The sequence below is a fragment of the Roseovarius sp. genome, assembly GCF_965277045.1.
In the GTDB taxonomy this organism is placed as follows: domain Bacteria; phylum Pseudomonadota; class Alphaproteobacteria; order Rhodobacterales; family Rhodobacteraceae; genus Roseovarius.
Window position 1 is genome coordinate 1,561,675 of sequence record NZ_OZ255712.1, and the last position, 18,093, is coordinate 1,579,767.

Annotated in this window: 18 protein-coding genes; all 18 read right to left on the minus strand. The window is 63.1% G+C overall.

What is annotated here, in order from left to right; all coding sequences use genetic code 11:
- Positions 1 to 6 precede the first annotated feature (6 nt).
- The 18 genes from ACQY4V_RS07680 to ACQY4V_RS07765 all read right to left on the minus strand — a co-directional run bounded on the left by ACQY4V_RS07680 (position 7) and on the right by ACQY4V_RS07765 (position 18,089).
- The gene (locus tag ACQY4V_RS07680; protein ID WP_428516265.1) at positions 7 to 2,781 is read right to left on the minus strand and encodes a hypothetical protein; all 2,775 of its coding nucleotides are present in this window, start codon (positions 2,779 to 2,781) and stop codon (positions 7 to 9) included.
- Between the two features lie 20 nt (positions 2,782 to 2,801).
- Positions 2,802 to 3,119 carry a hypothetical protein gene (locus tag ACQY4V_RS07685; protein WP_428516267.1) on the minus strand — a complete coding sequence of 106 codons (318 nt, stop codon included), beginning with the start codon at positions 3,117 to 3,119 and terminating at the stop codon, positions 2,802 to 2,804.
- On the minus strand, positions 3,116 to 3,628 hold the full coding sequence (locus tag ACQY4V_RS07690) for a hypothetical protein (protein ID WP_428516269.1): 513 nt from the start codon (positions 3,626 to 3,628) through the stop codon (positions 3,116 to 3,118). Before ACQY4V_RS07690 ends, ACQY4V_RS07685 begins: the two co-directional genes overlap by 4 nt.
- Before the next feature lie 3 nt (positions 3,629 to 3,631).
- Positions 3,632 to 5,386 (minus strand): hypothetical protein, encoded by a 1,755-nt coding sequence (locus ACQY4V_RS07695; RefSeq protein WP_428516271.1) that lies wholly within the window; start codon positions 5,384 to 5,386, stop codon positions 3,632 to 3,634.
- On the minus strand, positions 5,386 to 6,192 hold the full coding sequence (locus ACQY4V_RS07700) for a hypothetical protein (RefSeq protein ID WP_428516273.1): 807 nt from the start codon (positions 6,190 to 6,192) through the stop codon (positions 5,386 to 5,388). Before ACQY4V_RS07700 ends, ACQY4V_RS07695 begins: the two co-directional genes overlap by 1 nt.
- Positions 6,192 to 7,901, minus strand: coding sequence for a hypothetical protein (locus tag ACQY4V_RS07705; protein WP_428516274.1), 1,710 nt, complete (start codon positions 7,899 to 7,901; stop codon positions 6,192 to 6,194). Before ACQY4V_RS07705 ends, ACQY4V_RS07700 begins: the two co-directional genes overlap by 1 nt.
- Positions 7,891 to 8,103, minus strand: coding sequence for a hypothetical protein (locus ACQY4V_RS07710; RefSeq protein WP_428516276.1), 213 nt, complete (start codon positions 8,101 to 8,103; stop codon positions 7,891 to 7,893). The genes ACQY4V_RS07705 and ACQY4V_RS07710 overlap by 11 nt, the downstream gene beginning before the upstream one ends.
- Before the next feature lie 11 nt (positions 8,104 to 8,114).
- Entirely contained in the window at positions 8,115 to 8,525 is a 411-nt protein-coding gene (locus ACQY4V_RS07715; protein WP_428516278.1) for a hypothetical protein, read from the minus strand.
- Positions 8,526 to 8,528: 3 nt separating this feature from the next.
- On the minus strand, positions 8,529 to 8,927 hold the full coding sequence (locus ACQY4V_RS07720) for a phage tail tube protein (RefSeq protein ID WP_428516280.1): 399 nt from the start codon (positions 8,925 to 8,927) through the stop codon (positions 8,529 to 8,531).
- A gap of 76 nt (positions 8,928 to 9,003) precedes the next feature.
- Positions 9,004 to 9,420, minus strand: coding sequence for a hypothetical protein (locus tag ACQY4V_RS07725; RefSeq protein WP_428516282.1), 417 nt, complete (start codon positions 9,418 to 9,420; stop codon positions 9,004 to 9,006).
- The gene (locus ACQY4V_RS07730) at positions 9,417 to 9,749 is read right to left on the minus strand and encodes a head-tail joining protein (protein ID WP_428516284.1); all 333 of its coding nucleotides are present in this window, start codon (positions 9,747 to 9,749) and stop codon (positions 9,417 to 9,419) included. The genes ACQY4V_RS07725 and ACQY4V_RS07730 overlap by 4 nt, the downstream gene beginning before the upstream one ends.
- Complete coding sequence (locus ACQY4V_RS07735; RefSeq protein ID WP_152492643.1) at positions 9,749 to 10,081, minus strand: DUF2190 family protein; 333 nt, start codon at positions 10,079 to 10,081, stop codon at positions 9,749 to 9,751. Before ACQY4V_RS07735 ends, ACQY4V_RS07730 begins: the two co-directional genes overlap by 1 nt.
- 90 nt (positions 10,082 to 10,171) lie before the next feature.
- A complete protein-coding gene (locus tag ACQY4V_RS07740) occupies positions 10,172 to 12,604 on the minus strand; it encodes a S49 family peptidase (protein ID WP_428516286.1) in 2,433 nt (810 codons plus the stop codon).
- Positions 12,597 to 14,123 carry a phage portal protein gene (locus ACQY4V_RS07745; RefSeq protein ID WP_428516288.1) on the minus strand — a complete coding sequence of 509 codons (1,527 nt, stop codon included), beginning with the start codon at positions 14,121 to 14,123 and terminating at the stop codon, positions 12,597 to 12,599. Before ACQY4V_RS07745 ends, ACQY4V_RS07740 begins: the two co-directional genes overlap by 8 nt.
- Positions 14,123 to 14,329: a phage head-tail joining protein gene (locus ACQY4V_RS07750; RefSeq protein WP_428516290.1), complete on the minus strand. Its 207-nt coding sequence runs from the start codon at positions 14,327 to 14,329 to the stop codon at positions 14,123 to 14,125. Before ACQY4V_RS07750 ends, ACQY4V_RS07745 begins: the two co-directional genes overlap by 1 nt.
- On the minus strand, positions 14,329 to 16,446 hold the full coding sequence (locus ACQY4V_RS07755) for a terminase gpA endonuclease subunit (RefSeq protein WP_428516292.1): 2,118 nt from the start codon (positions 16,444 to 16,446) through the stop codon (positions 14,329 to 14,331). Before ACQY4V_RS07755 ends, ACQY4V_RS07750 begins: the two co-directional genes overlap by 1 nt.
- Positions 16,446 to 17,102: a hypothetical protein gene (locus tag ACQY4V_RS07760; RefSeq protein WP_428516294.1), complete on the minus strand. Its 657-nt coding sequence runs from the start codon at positions 17,100 to 17,102 to the stop codon at positions 16,446 to 16,448. The genes ACQY4V_RS07755 and ACQY4V_RS07760 overlap by 1 nt, the downstream gene beginning before the upstream one ends.
- 315 nt (positions 17,103 to 17,417) lie before the next feature.
- Positions 17,418 to 18,089: a hypothetical protein gene (locus ACQY4V_RS07765; protein WP_428516296.1), complete on the minus strand. Its 672-nt coding sequence runs from the start codon at positions 18,087 to 18,089 to the stop codon at positions 17,418 to 17,420.
- Positions 18,090 to 18,093 lie beyond the last annotated feature (4 nt).

Sequence of the window (18,093 nt, forward strand, 5' to 3'; positions counted from 1 at the left end):
AGCGGCTCACGCCTGCCAGCCGGTGAATGCTTGGCTTTCTGTAACTGTCGCGGGTAGCGACACGTTGGACGGGCTGTTCTCGATCACCATTCCGATGATTGCGTTCGCGTCGGCAAAATCCCAGTTATCGCCCGTCACCAACGCGTTGAAGAACAGGGACCCAGTGCCGCCCGCAGACGCTTCCGTTTCCGCGCCGCCGAGCTGAGCTTCAAGGAACTCATCGCCCTTCGACACGATCCGGTTCGTTGCGTTGAAGCGGTAGAACTGGTTGTCGTGGGTCTTGATCTCCGCCCCGTCGAAATCGCCCAAATCGACCGAGAAGTTGAGGCAATTATCGATCAGAAGCTTCAGGTCGAAATCGCCAGCCCCGGAAATGGTGTTGGCCGGAAAGTACAGACCATCGCCCACAGCCGTCGGCGCACGCACCCCGCGCATCCGGCTTATCTCCAGGATCGGGACAGGCTCATCATTGAAATTTGCGTCGTCGTCTGTATCCCAGCGTTGCAGGTTGTTGAAATCCAGGGGCAATTCGACCCGGATTTTAAACCCCTTCGCACCTTCCAAAACGCTTGTATGCGGAACATAGACGTCGCAATCCGTCTCGACCGTCAGCGCCCAGGGGCAGAGCGTGGTTCCGCTGGCGTTGTCGTTGGCCTGCGACACCGTGATCTCACCCACGTGAACGCTGTAGGCTACGGGCAAATCAAACCCCTCGACGCCAATTGGATTGGTCTCGTGGTCGACGATAATCGCGCGGCCACCGTTCGAGATGTAGTTGATCTTGCCAGTTACAGAGAGGTCACCAAAGCAGTATCCTCCGTAGTCAGACCGGGCATGGAGTGCCGGGCACGAGTTCAGCGTCGGGTTGGTGATTTTCATGACACCGAAGAACGCGCCATAGGTGACGCCGTGCTCTCGAAGCGTCGTATCAGAGATGAAGAAGTTACCCGAAAGCCCATGCGTGTCGACACGGTTGATAGCACAGTTTTTGACGTAGAAACCGTTCATCTGGTCCGTTGCCATCATGCCCCAGCCCTCTTGAGCCAGCACGTTTTCAATCGTCACTTCAGCGGCACCACGGGCGCGGAAGATGTACGTGCCACCTCCATCGCCCCCTGGCTCCTGCGCCGTAGCCGACATTCCGTCAATCGTGAATTTGCCTGCGTCCATGACATAGATCAGGCGGTTGCAGCTGTCGGAGACAGGCGAAGCGCCAGGAAGCGCCTGCGTAGTTTCGAAGTTCACGAAATTCCGAGCAACTGTCATCACCTGACAGTGGTTGAAACTATCCATGTCCACGGTCAGGCCGCGCTGCGTGATCCACCCCGAGGCCGGAGCCGCGCGGTACTGGTAATTCACGCTGGTCGAGCTGCTGCCGTCAACTGACATGGGATAAACGCAGGTCCCGCTGCGGTTCACCCAAACGGACTGATCCCAGTCCTCGGTCGCGGTTCCTGCCGCATCGCGGTCGCGGTTCGGGATCTGCACGCCGTTCATCTGGAAGCGGGCATAGCCGGGGCCTTCGAAGTAATCGGCGGTCGGCGTGTGTGATCCGATGGCGAGATTGCTTTGCGTCAGGTCGTCGCCCGTGGTGATTGTGCCGGTGACAAGCGGTGTCGTGCTGTCTTCAATGATCAGCATCCGTGTCACGTCACCCGCAACCGGGTTGCCGATCACAGCTTCCTCGTTACCCTGAACGATCAAGCCACCCCACTCGACCGAGCAGCTGTAGGTAATCTCCGCATCCGTGTCGATCAGGCCAAAGCCGACACCATCGAAATGCGCAGTCTGCCCCGCTTCGGTGCAGAACGTAAGCAGCTTGCGAACGGCCTCAGTGATATTCGTGGTGCCGGGGGTCGCGTTCGTGATGAAGTGCCACAGATGCGGCGCGTTGGCCGGGGACCACATACGCCCGTCTGCAGTGGGACCAATCTCACCATCAGCGTCGTCGATCACGTCCAGCTTGCGCCCGTTGACCACGAAAGACGCCTGTACCACCGGTGCCAGAACGGTTGCGGAGATAAAGGCGGCTCGGCTGGAATAGGGCTGCGTATTTTCGTAAAGGTTGCCGCTGCCGGATACGACTTCCCAACGTTGACTTCCCTCTCCACCGCTCAGACGCAAAATGTGCAACCGAGTACCAACGATCTCGCCTTCAACGACGTCGCTGCCCCCGTTGCGCTTGATCTGGTAGGCGTCGCCACCATTGAGGGCCAAAGTCGGGTTCGGTCCAGTATTCGAGCTGGGGGGACGATACGCAACCTTGAGGCCGGACGCGATCACCACGTTACCAGTATTCGCGTTGGTGTCGGCAGTCACCGCTTGAGCCGTTCCGCCGTAGTTGTTCAGATTGACTACGCCACCGTAGGTGATCGCGTCTTCCAGTTCCTCTTCTGTTGTCAGGGCATCCAATTCACTTGCCGTCAACGTTGTCCAGTTGACCGTCTCAGACACAAGCGGCGCACCCAAAAGGTCGCTGATATCGGCGGACGACTCGTCCGGAACCTGAATACGGCCAAGGTCAAATGCTACATCGCCGGCCGACGTTTCGCGAACGAGCGAAACGGTATAGTAACTTGCCTTCACACCCCGATGGTTCGGCCACAGATCGACCGACACGGACCCATCGCCGCCGATCGTCGTGACGACCGTGGCCTCAGAGACGGTTTCGCCGCCGTCCACATCGTAAGAACTGAGCCGAAAGACCAGCCGCCCGCCGGTCACATCGGTGTCGTCGGGCAACACGATTTGCCCGGACACCGTGCAGGTGTTCGTCGCCATTTACTGATTCCGCCTTTTGGTTAGGTGATTGCCGACGCCGTGCTGAAAATCTCGTCGAGATCCGCGTCGGAGTAATTGCATTGCGAAGTGATGAAGCCGACCAGCGCATCCGCGCGGCGCATTTCGGGCGCCTCTGCCCAGGCCAGCTGAACCATTGGGCTGGCACCGCTCATCGCCAACGTTACTTCACCCATTTTTTCTAAAGCAATCAATGCCGCCTTGAACTGGTATCTGCTAACGGCCTTAGGCGCGCTGCCCGGGGATGGGTCGAGAACCTCCTCCTCGACCATGACCACCTTGCCGGTCCGCGCGCTTACCGTGGCATTCACCCGGATCATGTCGCGCTCTGCCCCCCGTTCGGCTCGATCAGGAGCGCGAAGGGATCGGTACAGCTGAATCGCAGATCGGTGATGGCGACGCTCGATCCGACCAAGGTACCGGTGACGCGGAGTGCAGAATTGAACTCTCCGACCGAAACGAAATCGCCGGTGGCAAAGTCCAGCCAAAACGAAAATGACGCCCGCAGTTGTTGATTGAATTGCCCCACGATCACAGAGCCGGAAAAGCTCGACGCATTATTCAGACTGAACTCAACTGTCATGCTGGGTCCGCTGTCATCCGAAAAGACAACGCCGTGCACCAGCACGCCGGCAAAATCATCGAGGTCCGTAATGGTGACGTTCCCGCCGGGCGATTGGGCAGAGACGATCTTCTTCGCGATCTTCGGGGCACCCGATCCACCCTCCGCGATTGCGATCGGATTATCTCTCAGCGCCAATCCAGTCTCTGCCTTGATCGGCTTGTCCTGCGCGATTTCGGTGTTCGGAATGCTCGTGAAACTTGTCATGCTCTACCCCCACGTGGCCGCTTTTGTGCCATCCGACAAAAGTCCATCGGAATCGCCCCAGTAGGCCGCGGCAAATTCGGCGGATGTCCCGGGATAGACTCCGGCGTCATCCGCCATCCATTCATAGACCCGGCCATAAAGCTGCGTGTTCTCGACGACGTACTCGACCGTCTCGCCCGGCACGACCTCGTCGGCACTGACGACCGTCCATTGCTCGATCACCGGGGCGCCGTGCGCGTCCACCAGCCGCCCGTGCGACAGGTAGAAGACATCGCCGACCCAGTACTCGTGCCCATCCTTGGCATCGACCTGGAAGCCCGCCTCGCTCGGGATCTCAGAATACCGGTTCACAATCTTAAACCCGGACGAAAACGCCAGGTTGCCCGTGGGCAGCCAGCGCGAGAAATACTTGCGGATCGACGGGTCGCCGTGACGATCCTCGCTTTCACTGGCCAAGTCCGCAACGACTTGGACCTGCCGGAAATTCACGGCGTCCAGGCTTTGCGTCCAGTCTCGCACGCTGAAATAGACCCACGCCTGGCTCACGCGGTTGCGGGGCAACTCGCTCACCGACAGGCCCGGCATGATGTGGTCCCGCTCCGTCAGCGTCGGCGGCTCGGTCTCTAGCCCGCGGATTGCCCGCATCTTGATCAAGGCCACCCGCTCGTCCCACCAGATGAAGAAACCGCACTGTGCCTGCAATTCGGCGATCAGCTTGTTGACTGCCACCGGGTCGCTGATGATCGTGTTCAGTCGGTAGCTTGACAGGTGACGGCTTACCTCCTGCGCGAAACTGCCGGCGCTGTCGATCATGGCGGGGTCTATGCCGGCATGTGTCGTCAGAAGATCCTCAACGATCTCCTGCACCGTGGCAGCGGTATACTGTTTGCAAAGCTGCACCGCGGCCTCGGCGTCGTGGTCCGCCGCCACCGTGTTCTCGGCGCCGCGCTCGGACACCGTGAAGGTCAGCACACCATCCACCCCGGACAGGGCCGAATACGCGATGAACTCGTCACCAATTCGCAAGAGACCGCTTGCGGGGTAGTCCGACAGGCTGGCGCCCGCGACGGCAAGCGCCTTGGCCCCTGCCAGAAGCGCGGTGCGCAGCACGCCGGGCGACGCCTCAGGACACTGCGCCTTGCGCTCTTCCAGCTTGTGAAGGATGTCCTTGCCCTTCAGGCGGACGCGTCCAGAGGCATCCGGGCCGCTAACCTCGATCAGAACATATTGCCGCTTGATCATGTCGGCCAACGCCTGGCCGGCATATCCCTCATACACCTTTACCGTGATGTTCTGGCGGTATTTCCAGCGGCGCAGCCACTTGGTCCAGAAACTGCCGCGCGCCATCGGATCATAGCTGCGATCGGCCAGGTACGGATCGACCACCCTGTCGGTGTGCGGATGGTCCATCAGCTCGATATCGCACACCGCGCGATTGCCCAGTCCGGTCGCGTCGGGATCGACGGCCGACAGGTTGATCTTGGTCGGGGCGGTCGAAACCGATCGCAGGGACGGGATGATGTAATCCGCTCCCTCGATACGCCGTTCGGCAACGCTCTGGCGCGAGAAGAACAGGCTGAGCGTGCCCGAGCCGTCGAAATTCTCGGCATCCAGGCACGTGGCGCGCGTGTTGAAACACTTCTGATCGCCCGTGCCTGTGGCGGTGCACGGGCTGGTGCCGAACACGTTGGCGCAGATCGGCACGATCAGCTCGACGATCTGGACGACCTCGCGGCCCGGTTGCGTGGCGCTCGACATCAATCATACCCCCGCGCAGTTCCGGTCAGGCTGACTTGCATCAATCCGTTGATTCCCATGTTCTGTGGAACGGGCGCCCGGGACGTCGTGACATAGGCCACCTCGGAAAACCGCGCCGGCCGCCACGCGATAAAATACGGATCGGTCTCGATCGCCAGCATGAACGGGCGCCAGTAGCTGCGCACCCAATCGGGGTCGATGTGCCGCCACTCGAACTGCGCCATCAGGCTGGATCGCACACGGGTTTTGCCCAGAAACTCTCCGGTCTCTGAGTTGTTCTGGCGCATCACCGTTTGGCGCGACATGTCGATCGGAGCGTGCCCGCCGTAAAGCGGCCGAGGCATTTGCATCGTATCGGCGACGCGAAACACTCCCAGATCCGGCACCTCGGACGCGGCGCTGATACTGATACGCCACCGCTGCGCTTCGACGGGTTCAAAGATCGCCATGACAGGCATGTCGTTCTCGGGACTGATAGCCCGGGTCAGATCCACCCATGTCGAGCCATCATGGTACTGCAGCTTGAATGTTGCGCCCGAGGTGCCCAACGTATGCGCAGCGATGCAGATTGCATCCGCCACAACTTCGGATCCGTGGTCGTATTCCCATGTAGCCGGAACCGCATCCGCCCGCCATTTCTCATAGGTCAACGATCCCATCGGCGCATCCTCGAAAAAGGCCGCATTGGTACCACTGGCCGACGCGGTACCACCGGAAAACCAATTGCCGGCATGCACAATCCGCGCATGGGTGAGCGGCAGATCCGCACGCGGCAGAACATAGAAAGGCTGAAAGATCACGCCCATCAGCCGTTCACCACGATCCCGCTCAGGGTCGCGCCGCCCTCGATCTCTTCGTTCATCATACGCATCAGATCCCGCACCGAGTTTCGAGAGATCGGTCCATCACCGGGCAGGTTCACGGTGTAGTATTGAGACGGGCTTGTCTCGGGCGCGCCTGCGCCCGCACCCGCGCCCGCCCCATTGCCTGCGGCGCTCGAACCTCCGCCATAGGACTGCGCCGAGATCTGCGAGATAAGGGCACCGGTCCGCGCTAGAGACGCGGCGGTGAATGCCGTTGCCACCCCGGGCCCGCCAATCTTCATGCCCTTCTGCCATGCGTCAACTGCGGCCTGGTAGCCACTGATCGTGGCGTCCGCCAACGCCGCGGCCTTGCCGATCTGGAACAGCTTTTTGTTCTCGGTCTGCATCAGGCTCGACACATCACCGAACGCCCCGCGCAAGCCCGACAGGCGTGCCGCCATGGAATCGTCTTCCAGACCCTTCATGCGCTCGGCGTGATCCTGGTGGATCAACCGCTCCGCCAAGGCCCCCTCGCTGATCACCTCCTGCCGGCGCGACATGAATTCGCCCAGGCGGCCCAGCACATCCTCGACGAACTGCTCGTCATAGCCAAAAGGCGACCCTGCACCGCCGGCGACAAAACCAAGCGTGTCCATGCCCTGCCCGCCGTCAATGCTGTCCGACAACTGGTCAGTTAGAACGTCAAGACCCGACGGACGGGGAATGTTGTTTCCGTTGCCACCGCTGAGAATCTCACCCAATCGACCCGGAAGGTTGCCCGGATCAAGCGTCGGTGCATCCTCAAAACGCGAAGGGTCGCCAATCCGAAACGATGTCCAGCCTTCATTTTTCAACCGCGCAAGCGCCTCGACGACGTCAACAACCGCGGCGGCCCAATCCACAAACACCTGAACGACCTTCAGAACCTTGGGCGCCAGATCCACCAACGCGGCAACCAGCACAGTAATGTCTTCCTTGTTTTCAAGGATTGCCTTATTGACCTGCGTGCTGATGACGGTTGCCAGCTGGTCCAGCTCTTTCTTGAGCTCGACCGACCCCTTAACCGCATCGTCCGACATGATCAGCCCGGCGGCGGCAGCCTCCTCGCCCAACTTTTTCATCTCGCGGCCGCCATTCGCCAGCAGTGGCAGCATGGCCGTAAGGTCCGACGACATCGCCTCCATGTAGAAAGTCATCTCGGACTGCGACAATCCGGCCTTTTGCAGCGAATCGACGTAAAGCTGCAAGGCGTCCGGCCCGCTCAAATCCTTGAAATGCTGCGCGGTCACACCGACCTTCGGGCCGATATTCTCGAAGAAATCCGCCATCGGCCCGCCGCCGGTGGCCATGAAATCGCCGACCCGGTCCTGCACATCCTTCAGGATATCGGCCAACTTGTCTTGCTCGATGCCGACGGTCTTCGACGCCTGCGCCCATTTCTGGAACGTCTCCGGCGTCGTGTTCGCCAGGCGCGACAGCCGCTCGATCTCGGCGCCAGTCTCGGCCGCGCTGCGAGCCATGACCAGCAGCCCGCCCGTGGCCGCGGCGACACCGGCCGTGATGATCGCCCCGGCCTTCGCGACCTTTTTCGCCATCACGGTGGCGCGCGCTCCGAAGCCCTGGATGTCGCGCTCACCCTTTTTCAGGTCCCGCCGCAGACCACCGACATCCGCTCCGACGCGGATCTCGAGGTCGCCAATACTACGTGCCATCGCTATCGCCCCTCATAGCCCGCTCTTTCGCCTGGCTCTCCTTCAGCATCCGGTAAAGCTCGCCCATACCTTCGCCCCCGCCCATCGGCTGGCGCGGCCGGTGCGCCTCGACCACCCACCACACCTCGCCCGGCGCCATGTCCCAGAAATCACGCGGCGAAACCCATCCGTTCACGACCACCGCGTCATGCAGCGCCCGCACAAGCCCGCCGCCTAGTCCTTTTTTTCGGCGTCCTCGACTGCGTCAAAATCTTCCACGACCTCCATCGCAGAGGTCATCTTCTCAGCCAGTGGTGGGCTGACGATCGCCAGAAGCAGGTTGCAGGCATCCGACATCGCGCTCAGCGCGTCACCTTTACCGTCCAGCAACTCGTCCTGCACCGAAAGGTAGACCTCGGCATCGCTTACCTGCGCACCCGCGTGGCGCAGCATAGCCGCAAAGGCCATGGACACGCGCGAAACCGTAGGCCCGCCATTCTGGCCCATCAGGATCGCCACCGCCGGCACACCGCTGGTCCCGCTGATGATGTCCTCGATCGACGCTACTAGCGGCATGATGCCCCGCGCCTTGAGTGTGTAGTCAACGCCCATCCAACGGACGCTGATGTCCTCGAAACCGCGCATGCATTAAGCCTCTGTGAACGTGTGTGCACCGCTGCGCGTCAGCGTCGCGGTGAAAGTCACCGCGTCCTGATACGCTCCGGTCTCGGTATAGGCGCTCAGGATGAAAGCGCCCGAGATCTCGTCCCCGTTGGGGCGTTCGATCGTCAGATCGTCCAGGAACTTGTCTGAGTCGGTGGTTGAGAACGCGATATCCGAGAACACGTCGTCGTTGGTCAGACCTTCCACTGAACACTCCAATGCCTTTCCGGTCAGAACGTCATCGAGGTAGGTCGTGTCGCCCGTGTCATCATCGGTCGTCACGTCGATCATCTGCGACGACCAGTTGAGCGATTTCTGCCGCACAGACGCGATGGTCGTGCCGCCTTTCTTCACCAGGTAATTCCGTCCCGCGCTCTTCGCCATTTGCTCTCTCCGTTAACGCAAGGTTGCCCGGGCGCCCTGCCCCCGGATTTGCCCGATGCCGCCGCCGGCGCCGGTGTTAAACTTCGTCCTCGTCGAGCAGCCGCTCGACGGTAAATGTCATGTCCAGTTCACCCCGCCGGGTCTCGCCCGCGGCCACGACGTCGATTTCCGTCAGGTCCAGCCCGTAGAGCAGCCCCACGCCTCGCAGCACCGGCAGCACGACCTCGACAACCTCGTCGGCATCCAGATCGAGCTCGTCCTCCAGGTCGTTCCCGCCGACCCGCCGATAGGACACGACGACCTCTGTCGCGCGGTTGACGCCGAAATCATGATCCCGGTTCGTCCGCTCGCGCGGCGTGCGCACGATGCAGTAGGGCAACTTTTCGGCGTCGTGATTGCGCGGGAATGCATCGTAGAATTCGACGATGCCCAGGCGATCCGAGGCCGCCAGTGCCGCCCGGACCTGCGTCCGCAGAATTGTTCTGAAACTCATGCGTCGATCGCCTCGAGCTCGAACACCACCAGCGCATCGGAGGCCGGGCTGGCCGTGGCCCTTTGCGCATTGAGAACCGTGAAGCGCGCGCCGTCGCCGACCTCGATCGTGTCGCCAGCCTGGATGTCGGCTGCATAGGGCCGTTCAACACGCAAGGATGGCGAGGTCACCAGAAATTCCCGGCCGTCTTCGTCTGCCACACCGATCGGATCACGCCGAAAAATGCCCTGCACTTCCACCGGCAAGCCGGTCGCGGCCGGCGTATGCATGACCGGCGCCCCGAACACGTCGTTCAGAACGCCGGCCATGCCGTCGAAGATCCCGGTCATTACCGGACCGCGCCGTCCAGGATAACCGTGCCGGTCGCCGACGGGTTGGCCGCCGCAGCACCTGCCGCACCCACCAGCGTGTTGCCGCTGGCCGTGGTCGTGAAGACCTTGTTGGTGTCGTCCCAGTAAAGTTTCGCGCCCACCGTCCAGGCTTGCGCGCTCGTCTTGGCATGGGTCACGACGCCATGACGCAGGATCGACACGTCATCGCCGGAATCTGCGTCATGCTGCGCAATCCCAAAGACGGTGCCGATCAGGATCCCGCGGCCCGAAGTGACATCCTCCGACGCGGGCAGGGTCAGGCTTGCGCCTGGTTGAACATAGTTCTGCATTTCTCTTTCCTCGAATTGTGCGCCGGGGCGCAAATGCAAAACCCGGCGCCTTACCGGCGCCGGGCGTTTCAGCTCGGATCGGAACGCGGGTTAGGAGCCGGCGTTCTTGTAAAGCCCTTCCCAGGCCGTGGCCTTGACGCCCACGTCCTCGCGCACCTTGAATTCGGTGCCATCGACCGTCCAGCCGTCCTGCTGGTCGATGTAGGGCTCGGTCACGCCGTCCAGGTAAGCGACCTCGATCGTGTCGAACATCATTGGGTCTGCCGCCATGTACCACGCACTCCCAGCGACGCGGTTGTCGAAGATCGGCTCAGCCGCCTGATAGACGGTGTTGTAGCGCATCTGCGACTTGGAACCGGTGGTGTCCGGCGTCTTCTCCGACATCAGCGCCGCCAGCACCGCCGAACGGTGCGTGTAGCCCGAGATCAGGAACTTGGGTTGGATGTTCAGCGTGGCCGAACTGTCCGCATCCGTTCCGCGCGGGGACTGTGCGGCCATGGCAACCAGCGCCGCGTCGATCGTCGTTTCGGACGGTGCCGCGCCGGACGACGCCAGGTTACCATGCGCCGACGCGAAGAGCGCGGTACCGTCGGACATCGCCGCGTTGGCATTCAGCACTGCAAAGACCAGGTCGCCGATCTTGCGCTTGGCCGCACGGCCGGCCTTCATGGGGACAGTCGTGAAGGCGCCCAGGTCATCGTTGATGATCGCTTGGCGCGTGATTGCGAACAACTTGCCATAGGTCAGCAGCGCAATCGTCTCGCCAAAGTCACCCATGGTGCCGTACTTGAACTCGCCAGCCTCGCCGACCTCCGAAAGATCCGGGAACAGGCCGGTTCCCACGCGCTTCGTCGGCTTGAAATCGGTCAGCGTCGTGCGCTTGGTGAACTGCTCGAAAGTTTCCTCGGCCTCCTGGTAAGCCATCAGCATCGACTTGTTCGCGACGTCGGCCAGGACTTCACCGAAATCGCTGGTGCTGTGCAGCCCGCCGGCCATCGTCGGCACGAACGCCGCACCGACCAGCTGCTGCACACCACCGAAGCGCATATCGAGGCCGCGCACCTGCAACGTGTGACGCGCCATCTCGCGCAGCGACATGGACGAGAACTCGTTCGCCTCGCCACCCGAAACGCCGGCCTTCTTCAGCAGCGCCTTCGACATGCCCGCCTTCATCCGGTCGACGCCGTCATGCACCACGCGCGCCTCGTTCACGATATCGCCACCATCGGCCCCGGCCTTCTTGTCGGCCAGCTTGTCAATAATCGCGTCAGACGCCTGCTCTTGGGTCGCGTTCTTCGCGATCAGCTCGGCCGCGAACTCTGCCGACAGACCCGCGCGGGCGACCGCCTTGGTGATTGCCGCGGCGTCGCACTTGGGCGCCGTGGTATCCGCCGCCGGCGACGTCGCCGTGGGGGATGTGGTCGAGGTCTTGCCCTCGCCTGCCTTGGGCTCGCCGGTCACACCTTGCGCTTCCGGCTCTTTCACTTGATCAGGCATATCTGCCTCCTTCTGAGCGTGGGGCGTTTGCGCCCCGGTTGTGCAGCCGGAGCTGCGGTTCGTGACCTTGGCCGTGGGAGCGGGAACCGTCCCGTCCCACGCGCCGGTCGCTACGATCGACGCGATCATCGCGTCGAATGCTTTCTTGGGATCGGCAACGCGGTCCGCCAAGCCAAGGCGCACCGCCTCGGTCCCGCCGAACGCCTTGGCCTCTGTCTTCAGCGCGGCCGCCATGTCGAAGCGGTCACCACGACCCTTGCCGACCAGCTGCGCGAACTGCACGCGCATGGCTTCGGATTCCGATTGCCACTCCTCGCGCAGGTCCTCTGGCAGCGGCTCGACGGAATTGCCCTTCGCCTTTTGCTCACCGGCGCGGATGATATTGACCGTGACACCCTCTTTCTTCAGGTGGTCGCTGTATTCCACGTGCATCATGATCACGCCGATCGAGCCGGCGCCGCCGAACTCCGGCACCGTCAGATAATTGCACTGGCTGGCCAGTGCGTAGCCGGCGGAAAAGGCATACTCGGCGCAGAACCCGTAAACCGGCTTGGTCTCACGGATCTCTCGCACCAGGTCGCCTAGCTCGAACGCACCCGCCGCCTCACCGCCCGGCGTGTCGAACTCCAACGCAATCGCCTTGATCTCCGGATCCGCCGCCGCGGCCTTCAGCTGCGCCCGCAGACCCTCATAACTGGTCATGCCCGACGACTGTCCGAGCCACGATCCGCGCCGCACGAGCGAACCCGTCACCTCGATCACCGCCACCGGCCCGTGCCGGATAAACCCTGAGCGGCTTTCCTTGAGGTGTTCCGCCATGCCCTCGTGCAGAATGCTGCCCGCGCGCTTTTCAACGGTGCCCGCCTCGGCGTCGGCCGAGATTGCAGCGGTCACATGAACCTCGGCCGCAGCACCCAGCAGGCGCGGCGCAAACGCACGTGCGATCACGGCCGCCTTTGCGGGTTCCACCAGCAGCGGCGTGCCGAACATGCGCTCTGCGATCTGTGGCATCGTCAAGTCAGTCATCGGTCTCATCCTCGTCGGTAAGGGTTTCGTCCACGGCATTGGCGCTAGCGGCCTTGGCTTGTGCCACGCCGGACAGCGAAACGCGGCGCGGATCGCTGTCAAAGACCAGCCCGGCTTCGTCATCACGCGCGGCCCAGCCACTCCACTCGTTCCAGATCCGCTCGGGATCCTGGCCCATTTCCCGGATGACATCGGCCCGCGTGGCCAGGCCGCCGCGGATCTTGCGGATCAGCGCCGGGTAATCCTTGGTCGGATCGACCACCGGCCGGCGCGGCGCGGTCCAGCGCAGCCGGTACTTGTCCGGTTCGATGAACGTCTTGAAGTACAGCGCTTCCTTGAACCACCGCGTGACCGGCCCCATCAGGCGCGCGATAGCCAGCTCGTTCTGCCAGAACTGGATCATCGGGTCCTGGTCCATGCGGCCCATCCGTCCGCTGGTGTAGTTGACCTGGCTGTAATCGCCGCTGAATCCCTCATAGGTCAGCATCAAGCCACTGGCGATCACCCGGTCGATGATCTTCACGATCGGCTCCGCGCTCTGCGCAGAAGGCGGCTCGGTGAACTCGAGTTCGTCAGATCCTTGGATCTCGGCAATCCCGCCGGCTTCGATCTCGAGAAGCGCCTCCTTGAGATCGTCGCCCGCGTCGTCATCGCCCGTCCTCTTCAGGATGCCGGCGAACATCGCCGCAACCTCTTGCCGCTTCAGCGTGCCCTGCATGAACTTGTGCAGGTCATGCAGCTCGGCCATCACCGGGGCATACCAGCTCACCCCCCGGCGCTGCCCCGGCCGGTCGACCAGGAACGCGTGGGCGATGTTCTCCGCCATCACCCTGCGGATATCGCCGGTCCCATATTGCGAGCCAGGATGATTGGCATAGAGGTGATACGCCTCCGGCGCACCCGTGGGCCCGTACTCGATACCGTTCTCGATCCTGCGGCCCTGGGGCGAACCCAGCGTGTGCTTGGTGTGCGCGATATAATCCGTTTCCAGGCACTGGATCTGGAACGGCAGAGGCAACCCGTCCGAGGTGCGACGCTGGCGATACCGCAGCAGCACCTCGCCGGACAGCGGGATTGTCTTCAGCGCCAGGTTCTGCATCCCGAAGAGCGTGCTGTGCCCGTCGGCATCGATCGCCGTCGTCAGAAGGTGATCCTCGATCAAACCCTCGATGCGGCTCTTGTCCCCCTTATCTTCCTCGCTGACCATCTCGACCACAGGCCGGATTCCCGACCCGACCACATAACCGGCAAAGAGGTTGTTGGCCCGCGTCACCCGCGGGTTGTTGCGCAGCATGTCCCGCGCGATATAGGCCAGCGGCTGGCGCGCGCCCGAGATCGTGCCATGCGGATCGCGGCTGTTGCGGTAGAACTCCCTGCTGCGACGCCCCCCACCGACCGGCGCATACGGCGCAGATGCATTCCGCTCCGCGCGCCGCTCGCGCAAAAGGTCCAGCTGCGCACGCGCCACTTCCCGACGCAGAGCCCACCGCGGCGCGAACCGATCGACAAATCCCCCCATCAGCGCCACCCTGTCGAAGTTTTGGGATAGTGCATCCGGCGAGTCGGACGCTCAGTGATGCCAAGTTCGGCCTGGATCTTGCGCTCGAGCCGCAGCATCTCGTCCAGGCTGCGGAAGCGCACGCGCTCACCGTCCAGCTGCACTTCGGCCGCACCTTTCGAGATCGCCTTTTGCAGCTTGGTCAGATCGTCTTGTGTGTAGGCCATCAGATCCTCATCTTGCCGACCCGACGCTTGCGCGCCTTCGGCTTGGCTTCGGGGGCCGTCGCATGGACGGCGAAACAATGCGGGTTGTCCGCCCCCAGCATGGCCCAGTTCCACGGGCTTTCCGGGTTCATCCGGCGCAGACCCTTGTGCTCGGCCAGCGCCTGCGCCTGGACCGACAGGTCAAGGCTTTCGTTCCGCTTCTGGCCAGGCTTCGGCTCCCACCCCTTGTCGGTGCGAACCTCGGCGCAGAACTCGGCCAAGTGGTCATCGCCCAGGAACTCGGGCAGCGGAAAGCTGCGCGGTGTGCCGGCGGGCCGCACAAGCGCGGCAGTGACCGAATCCTTCAGCCTGTCCGTGGCCATGTTCAGCAGCTTGACGCCGCGCTTCTTGCCCTGGTTCGACCGGCCCGGGGCCTCGTGCCAGACCCGGTCGCGCTGGCGCACACCGGGATGACCACGGGTCAGGAACCATCGTGCGCCCTGCCCGACTTTGCGACGCCCCTTCCAGAACAGTTCGGCATTGTCGCTGACGCCCGGCTCGCCCTGAAAATCGACTGCCAGCGCAAAGGCCCGCAGTTCGAACTCCGTGCCGTCGACGCGCCAGCGCCGGTCTTCCAACTCGACCAGGACATCCCAGTCACCGGCGTATTTCGCCGGGCTCAACGCCCGGTCAAGGTCTTCACCCTCGGCACCCGCCGGGGGCTTGTAGAGATCGAAACGGTCGATGACCGTTCGTGTCCCGTCGACACCCCATCCCGTGATCTGAACGGGAAAGCGAGTTTTCTGGACGTCCGCCGTCACGGTGATGAACCTCACCCACTCGGGCGCCACACCTTTCGGTGTCGTGGTTCGATCCTCCTTGAGCGCGGCAACCGACAGCATCTCGTCGGCATCCGACGCCGCCCGAGCGTATGGCTTGCCGAGGCTCGTGTAATAGAACCTCGCCAGGCCCAGGTCGTCGTCCAGTTCCTCGGCCTGCCGCTTGACCTCGATGTATTTCGACACCAGACCCGACCAGGTCGAGAAGGTCGCCGCGGCCCCGTCCAGCGACCAGCTGGCGATGTCCGACTGGCGGATCGCGCTGTCACCGAGCGGCACCAGGTTGCCCCCATGCTCCGCCTCGTGCAGCCATCCGCCCCGGCCGCGCCGTGCGGCGCGGTTCATCTCGTTCTTGTGCTGCGGCCCGGTCAGTGCATGGCAATGCGGGCATTCCATCTCCGCCGCCTCGCCGGCCTCGCGCGGCGGCCGGTCCTCGTCGAAGTGCAGCTTGTCGAAGCTCGGCTCGTAGAGCTCGCCGCAATCGCGGCATTCCCAATACCACCGGCCCCGCGTGCCGGTGTTGTAGAGTTTCACGATCCCGTATTTCACCGGGGGCAGCGCGTGCGGCTCATTCGCCGAAGCCGCCCAAGCCGGATCGCTCACGGGCCAGGCGGGCGTGCTCTCGGCAAAGACGAAACCCCGCGACATGTACGTCTTGACCCGTTCGACTGCCATGTCGAAGGCCGAACCCTCCGGCGCATCCTTGCGCACGCCCAGCTCGGGCGGGAAGTGGTCGAAATCCGTCAGGGCGACCAGACGATACTTCGCCGAGGACAGCCATTGCGGCGTCGGGTAACCGATCGCAAGCCGCATGCCGCGGAACCGCTTGCGGCTGAACGTGTCGTCGTCCCGCGCCCGGCCCAGCAGATCCCGCAACGCCGGGCTGTTCTGGATCACCGGGTTCAGCGATTCCTCGACCCAGCGGTCCCGGCTCGGCCGATCCATGTGGATGATCAGCACCGGCGCCGGGTCACAGCTAACCGGGTGCGTCACCATGACGACCAGGCCAAGCGTCTTACCCGACTGGGCCGGACCAACGAAGGCACCCCCGCGATAGAGGCGCGACTGCATAGTTTCCAACGGTTCGGCCATGTAAGGCGTGACATCGCAATCGTATTGCGCCCACACGCCCCGCGCCTCGACCCGCATGTACCGCTCCGCCGCGGCCACCGGCGAGATCCGGCTGGGCGCATCCAAGAGCGGCAAGGCATCGGCCAGGATATCCCGCGCCGACGCGAACGGCGGCAACGGCGGGATCTCGATGACCTGGCCGATCGCCCGGTCGCTCATCTCCACCATTACGCAGACCTGCCCCTGTGATCCGCCACCGAGACCACCTCACCGACGGCAAAGCGCGCCTCGCTCATCTGTAGACGGATATCGTGCAACAGGCTGTCGCAATATTTTTCCGCCTTCTCGACCTGGATCGGGCTCAGGCTGAACTCCTGTTCCATGTAGTCCGGCAAGTTCGTCATCGCCTGCCGGAACGTTATCAGCACGCCCTCAAGCACACGCTCGACATGCGCTTTCTTGACCAGTTCCTCTCGCTGCAGTGCCGCCTGGTTGCGCACCATCTCGACCTCGAGGTGGGCTTTCATCTCCTTCGGCGACAGCTGCGTCTTAAGGTGACCCGCCTCTTCCTCGCCCCCCAGGAACTGCATCGCCAGCTGACCGGCCAGTTCGTCCTTGCGCGCCCGATCCGCCGCGTCCGACTGTTCGCGCCACATTCGCCAAGCGTAGCAATGGCTCAGGCGAAACTCGTAAGCCTGACCGTTGCCGCCCTTCTGGTGAATAGGAAAACCCTGGTCGATCCACCGCGTGATCGTGACCGTCGACGTGTTCATCGCCTTTGCGATCTGCGTCATGTTGAACAGCTCGTCGCTCACCCCCTCGGGAAGAGGGAAAGCATCGACGTCGATCTCCTCCCCGTTCTCGAGGGTGATGATATTAGCCATTGCCTCTTTCCTGATTTTACCGGTCGTCGCCCCTCAAAGAGCAACAACAAGAACCGCAACCCCACGGGGTAAAACAAAAATCCCACCGATTTTGACCGGGGTGCGAATTACCCGCGGGCCGCTGGGGGCTGGGAAGGACCCAAGTGACCGGACCGGCGGGGGTGGGGACCGTGCAGCCGGGCGGTGGGGGCGCCATCCCCCATTGCCGCAAGACAGCGCGCGCCGCCGTCCCGGCCGAGGGATCACGATCCGTCCCTCGCCTCTGTCCCCCGCGCCCCGACGGGCCGCGGCCACCCCCGGTCCGGGGGTGGTCATTCACCGCGCGGTGCGCAGTGCCTGCTCGAACCGTTTCTCGAAATTCTCTTGCAGCGTCATCCGCATCCGACGCTCTGCCCGCTGGTAAAACCGAAACGTCTTGCCGTAGCTCGCGGGCGTGTCGGACAGGTGCACCACCTTCTTTATCTTGCGCCGCGCCATGCGCTGGTAGACGCCGGGCGCCAGCCCGGACCCCGGACGCGGCACGAAGAACTTGCCCGCGCCCTTGCCGCCCTGCCCCTCGATCGCGGCGAGGACCTGGTTGCGCTGCGCACGCGACCAGTTGCCGTACTTGTCGCGCCGCGCCCCGCGCGCCGGGTAGACCGAGCGCACCCCGCCGGCCTTGACCTTCGAGGCCAGCCGCCGCTCCATCCCGGTCTGCGGCCGGATTCCGCCGGCCTGCTGCACCTCGAGATAGTGGCGCCCCGCCACCATCGTCTTGCGCAGAAGCACGGCCTGAAGCCGATTCTTGGACGCGCGCTGCACCCGAAACGCGTTGATCGTAAAAGGCTTGGGCCGGTCGAAGCTAACCTTCATCTCCAGCTCGACCGCTTCCTTGCCGTCATTCGCGGTATCGTTCAGCGCAAGCGCCGAAGCGAAAGGCACCTGGCGCACTGCGATCTCGCCAAGCCGTCGCTCAATCTCTCGCGTGTCGACACCCAGGGTGATCATTCGG

Bases quoted from the DNA above. Each gene is read 5' to 3' on its own strand.
- ACQY4V_RS07680 (WP_428516265.1), bottom strand. From the start codon at position 2,781: ATGGCGACGAACACCTGCACGGTGTCCGGGCAAATCGTGTTGCCCGAC.
- ACQY4V_RS07685 (WP_428516267.1), bottom strand. From the start codon at position 3,119: ATGATCCGGGTGAATGCCACGGTAAGCGCGCGGACCGGCAAGGTGGTC.
- ACQY4V_RS07690 (WP_428516269.1), bottom strand. From the start codon at position 3,628: ATGACAAGTTTCACGAGCATTCCGAACACCGAAATCGCGCAGGACAAG.
- ACQY4V_RS07695 (WP_428516271.1), bottom strand. From the start codon at position 5,386: ATGTCGAGCGCCACGCAACCGGGCCGCGAGGTCGTCCAGATCGTCGAG.
- ACQY4V_RS07700 (WP_428516273.1), bottom strand. From the start codon at position 6,192: ATGGGCGTGATCTTTCAGCCTTTCTATGTTCTGCCGCGTGCGGATCTG.
- ACQY4V_RS07705 (WP_428516274.1), bottom strand. From the start codon at position 7,901: ATGGCACGTAGTATTGGCGACCTCGAGATCCGCGTCGGAGCGGATGTC.
- ACQY4V_RS07715 (WP_428516278.1), bottom strand. From the start codon at position 8,525: ATGCGCGGTTTCGAGGACATCAGCGTCCGTTGGATGGGCGTTGACTAC.
- ACQY4V_RS07720 (WP_428516280.1), bottom strand. From the start codon at position 8,927: ATGGCGAAGAGCGCGGGACGGAATTACCTGGTGAAGAAAGGCGGCACG.
- ACQY4V_RS07725 (WP_428516282.1), bottom strand. From the start codon at position 9,420: ATGAGTTTCAGAACAATTCTGCGGACGCAGGTCCGGGCGGCACTGGCG.
- ACQY4V_RS07730 (WP_428516284.1), bottom strand. From the start codon at position 9,749: ATGACCGGGATCTTCGACGGCATGGCCGGCGTTCTGAACGACGTGTTC.
- ACQY4V_RS07735 (WP_152492643.1), bottom strand. From the start codon at position 10,081: ATGCAGAACTATGTTCAACCAGGCGCAAGCCTGACCCTGCCCGCGTCG.
- ACQY4V_RS07740 (WP_428516286.1), bottom strand. From the start codon at position 12,604: ATGACTGACTTGACGATGCCACAGATCGCAGAGCGCATGTTCGGCACG.
- ACQY4V_RS07745 (WP_428516288.1), bottom strand. From the start codon at position 14,123: ATGGGGGGATTTGTCGATCGGTTCGCGCCGCGGTGGGCTCTGCGTCGG.
- ACQY4V_RS07750 (WP_428516290.1), bottom strand. From the start codon at position 14,329: ATGGCCTACACACAAGACGATCTGACCAAGCTGCAAAAGGCGATCTCG.
- ACQY4V_RS07755 (WP_428516292.1), bottom strand. From the start codon at position 16,446: ATGGTGGAGATGAGCGACCGGGCGATCGGCCAGGTCATCGAGATCCCG.
- ACQY4V_RS07760 (WP_428516294.1), bottom strand. From the start codon at position 17,102: ATGGCTAATATCATCACCCTCGAGAACGGGGAGGAGATCGACGTCGAT.
- ACQY4V_RS07765 (WP_428516296.1), bottom strand. From the start codon at position 18,089: ATGATCACCCTGGGTGTCGACACGCGAGAGATTGAGCGACGGCTTGGC.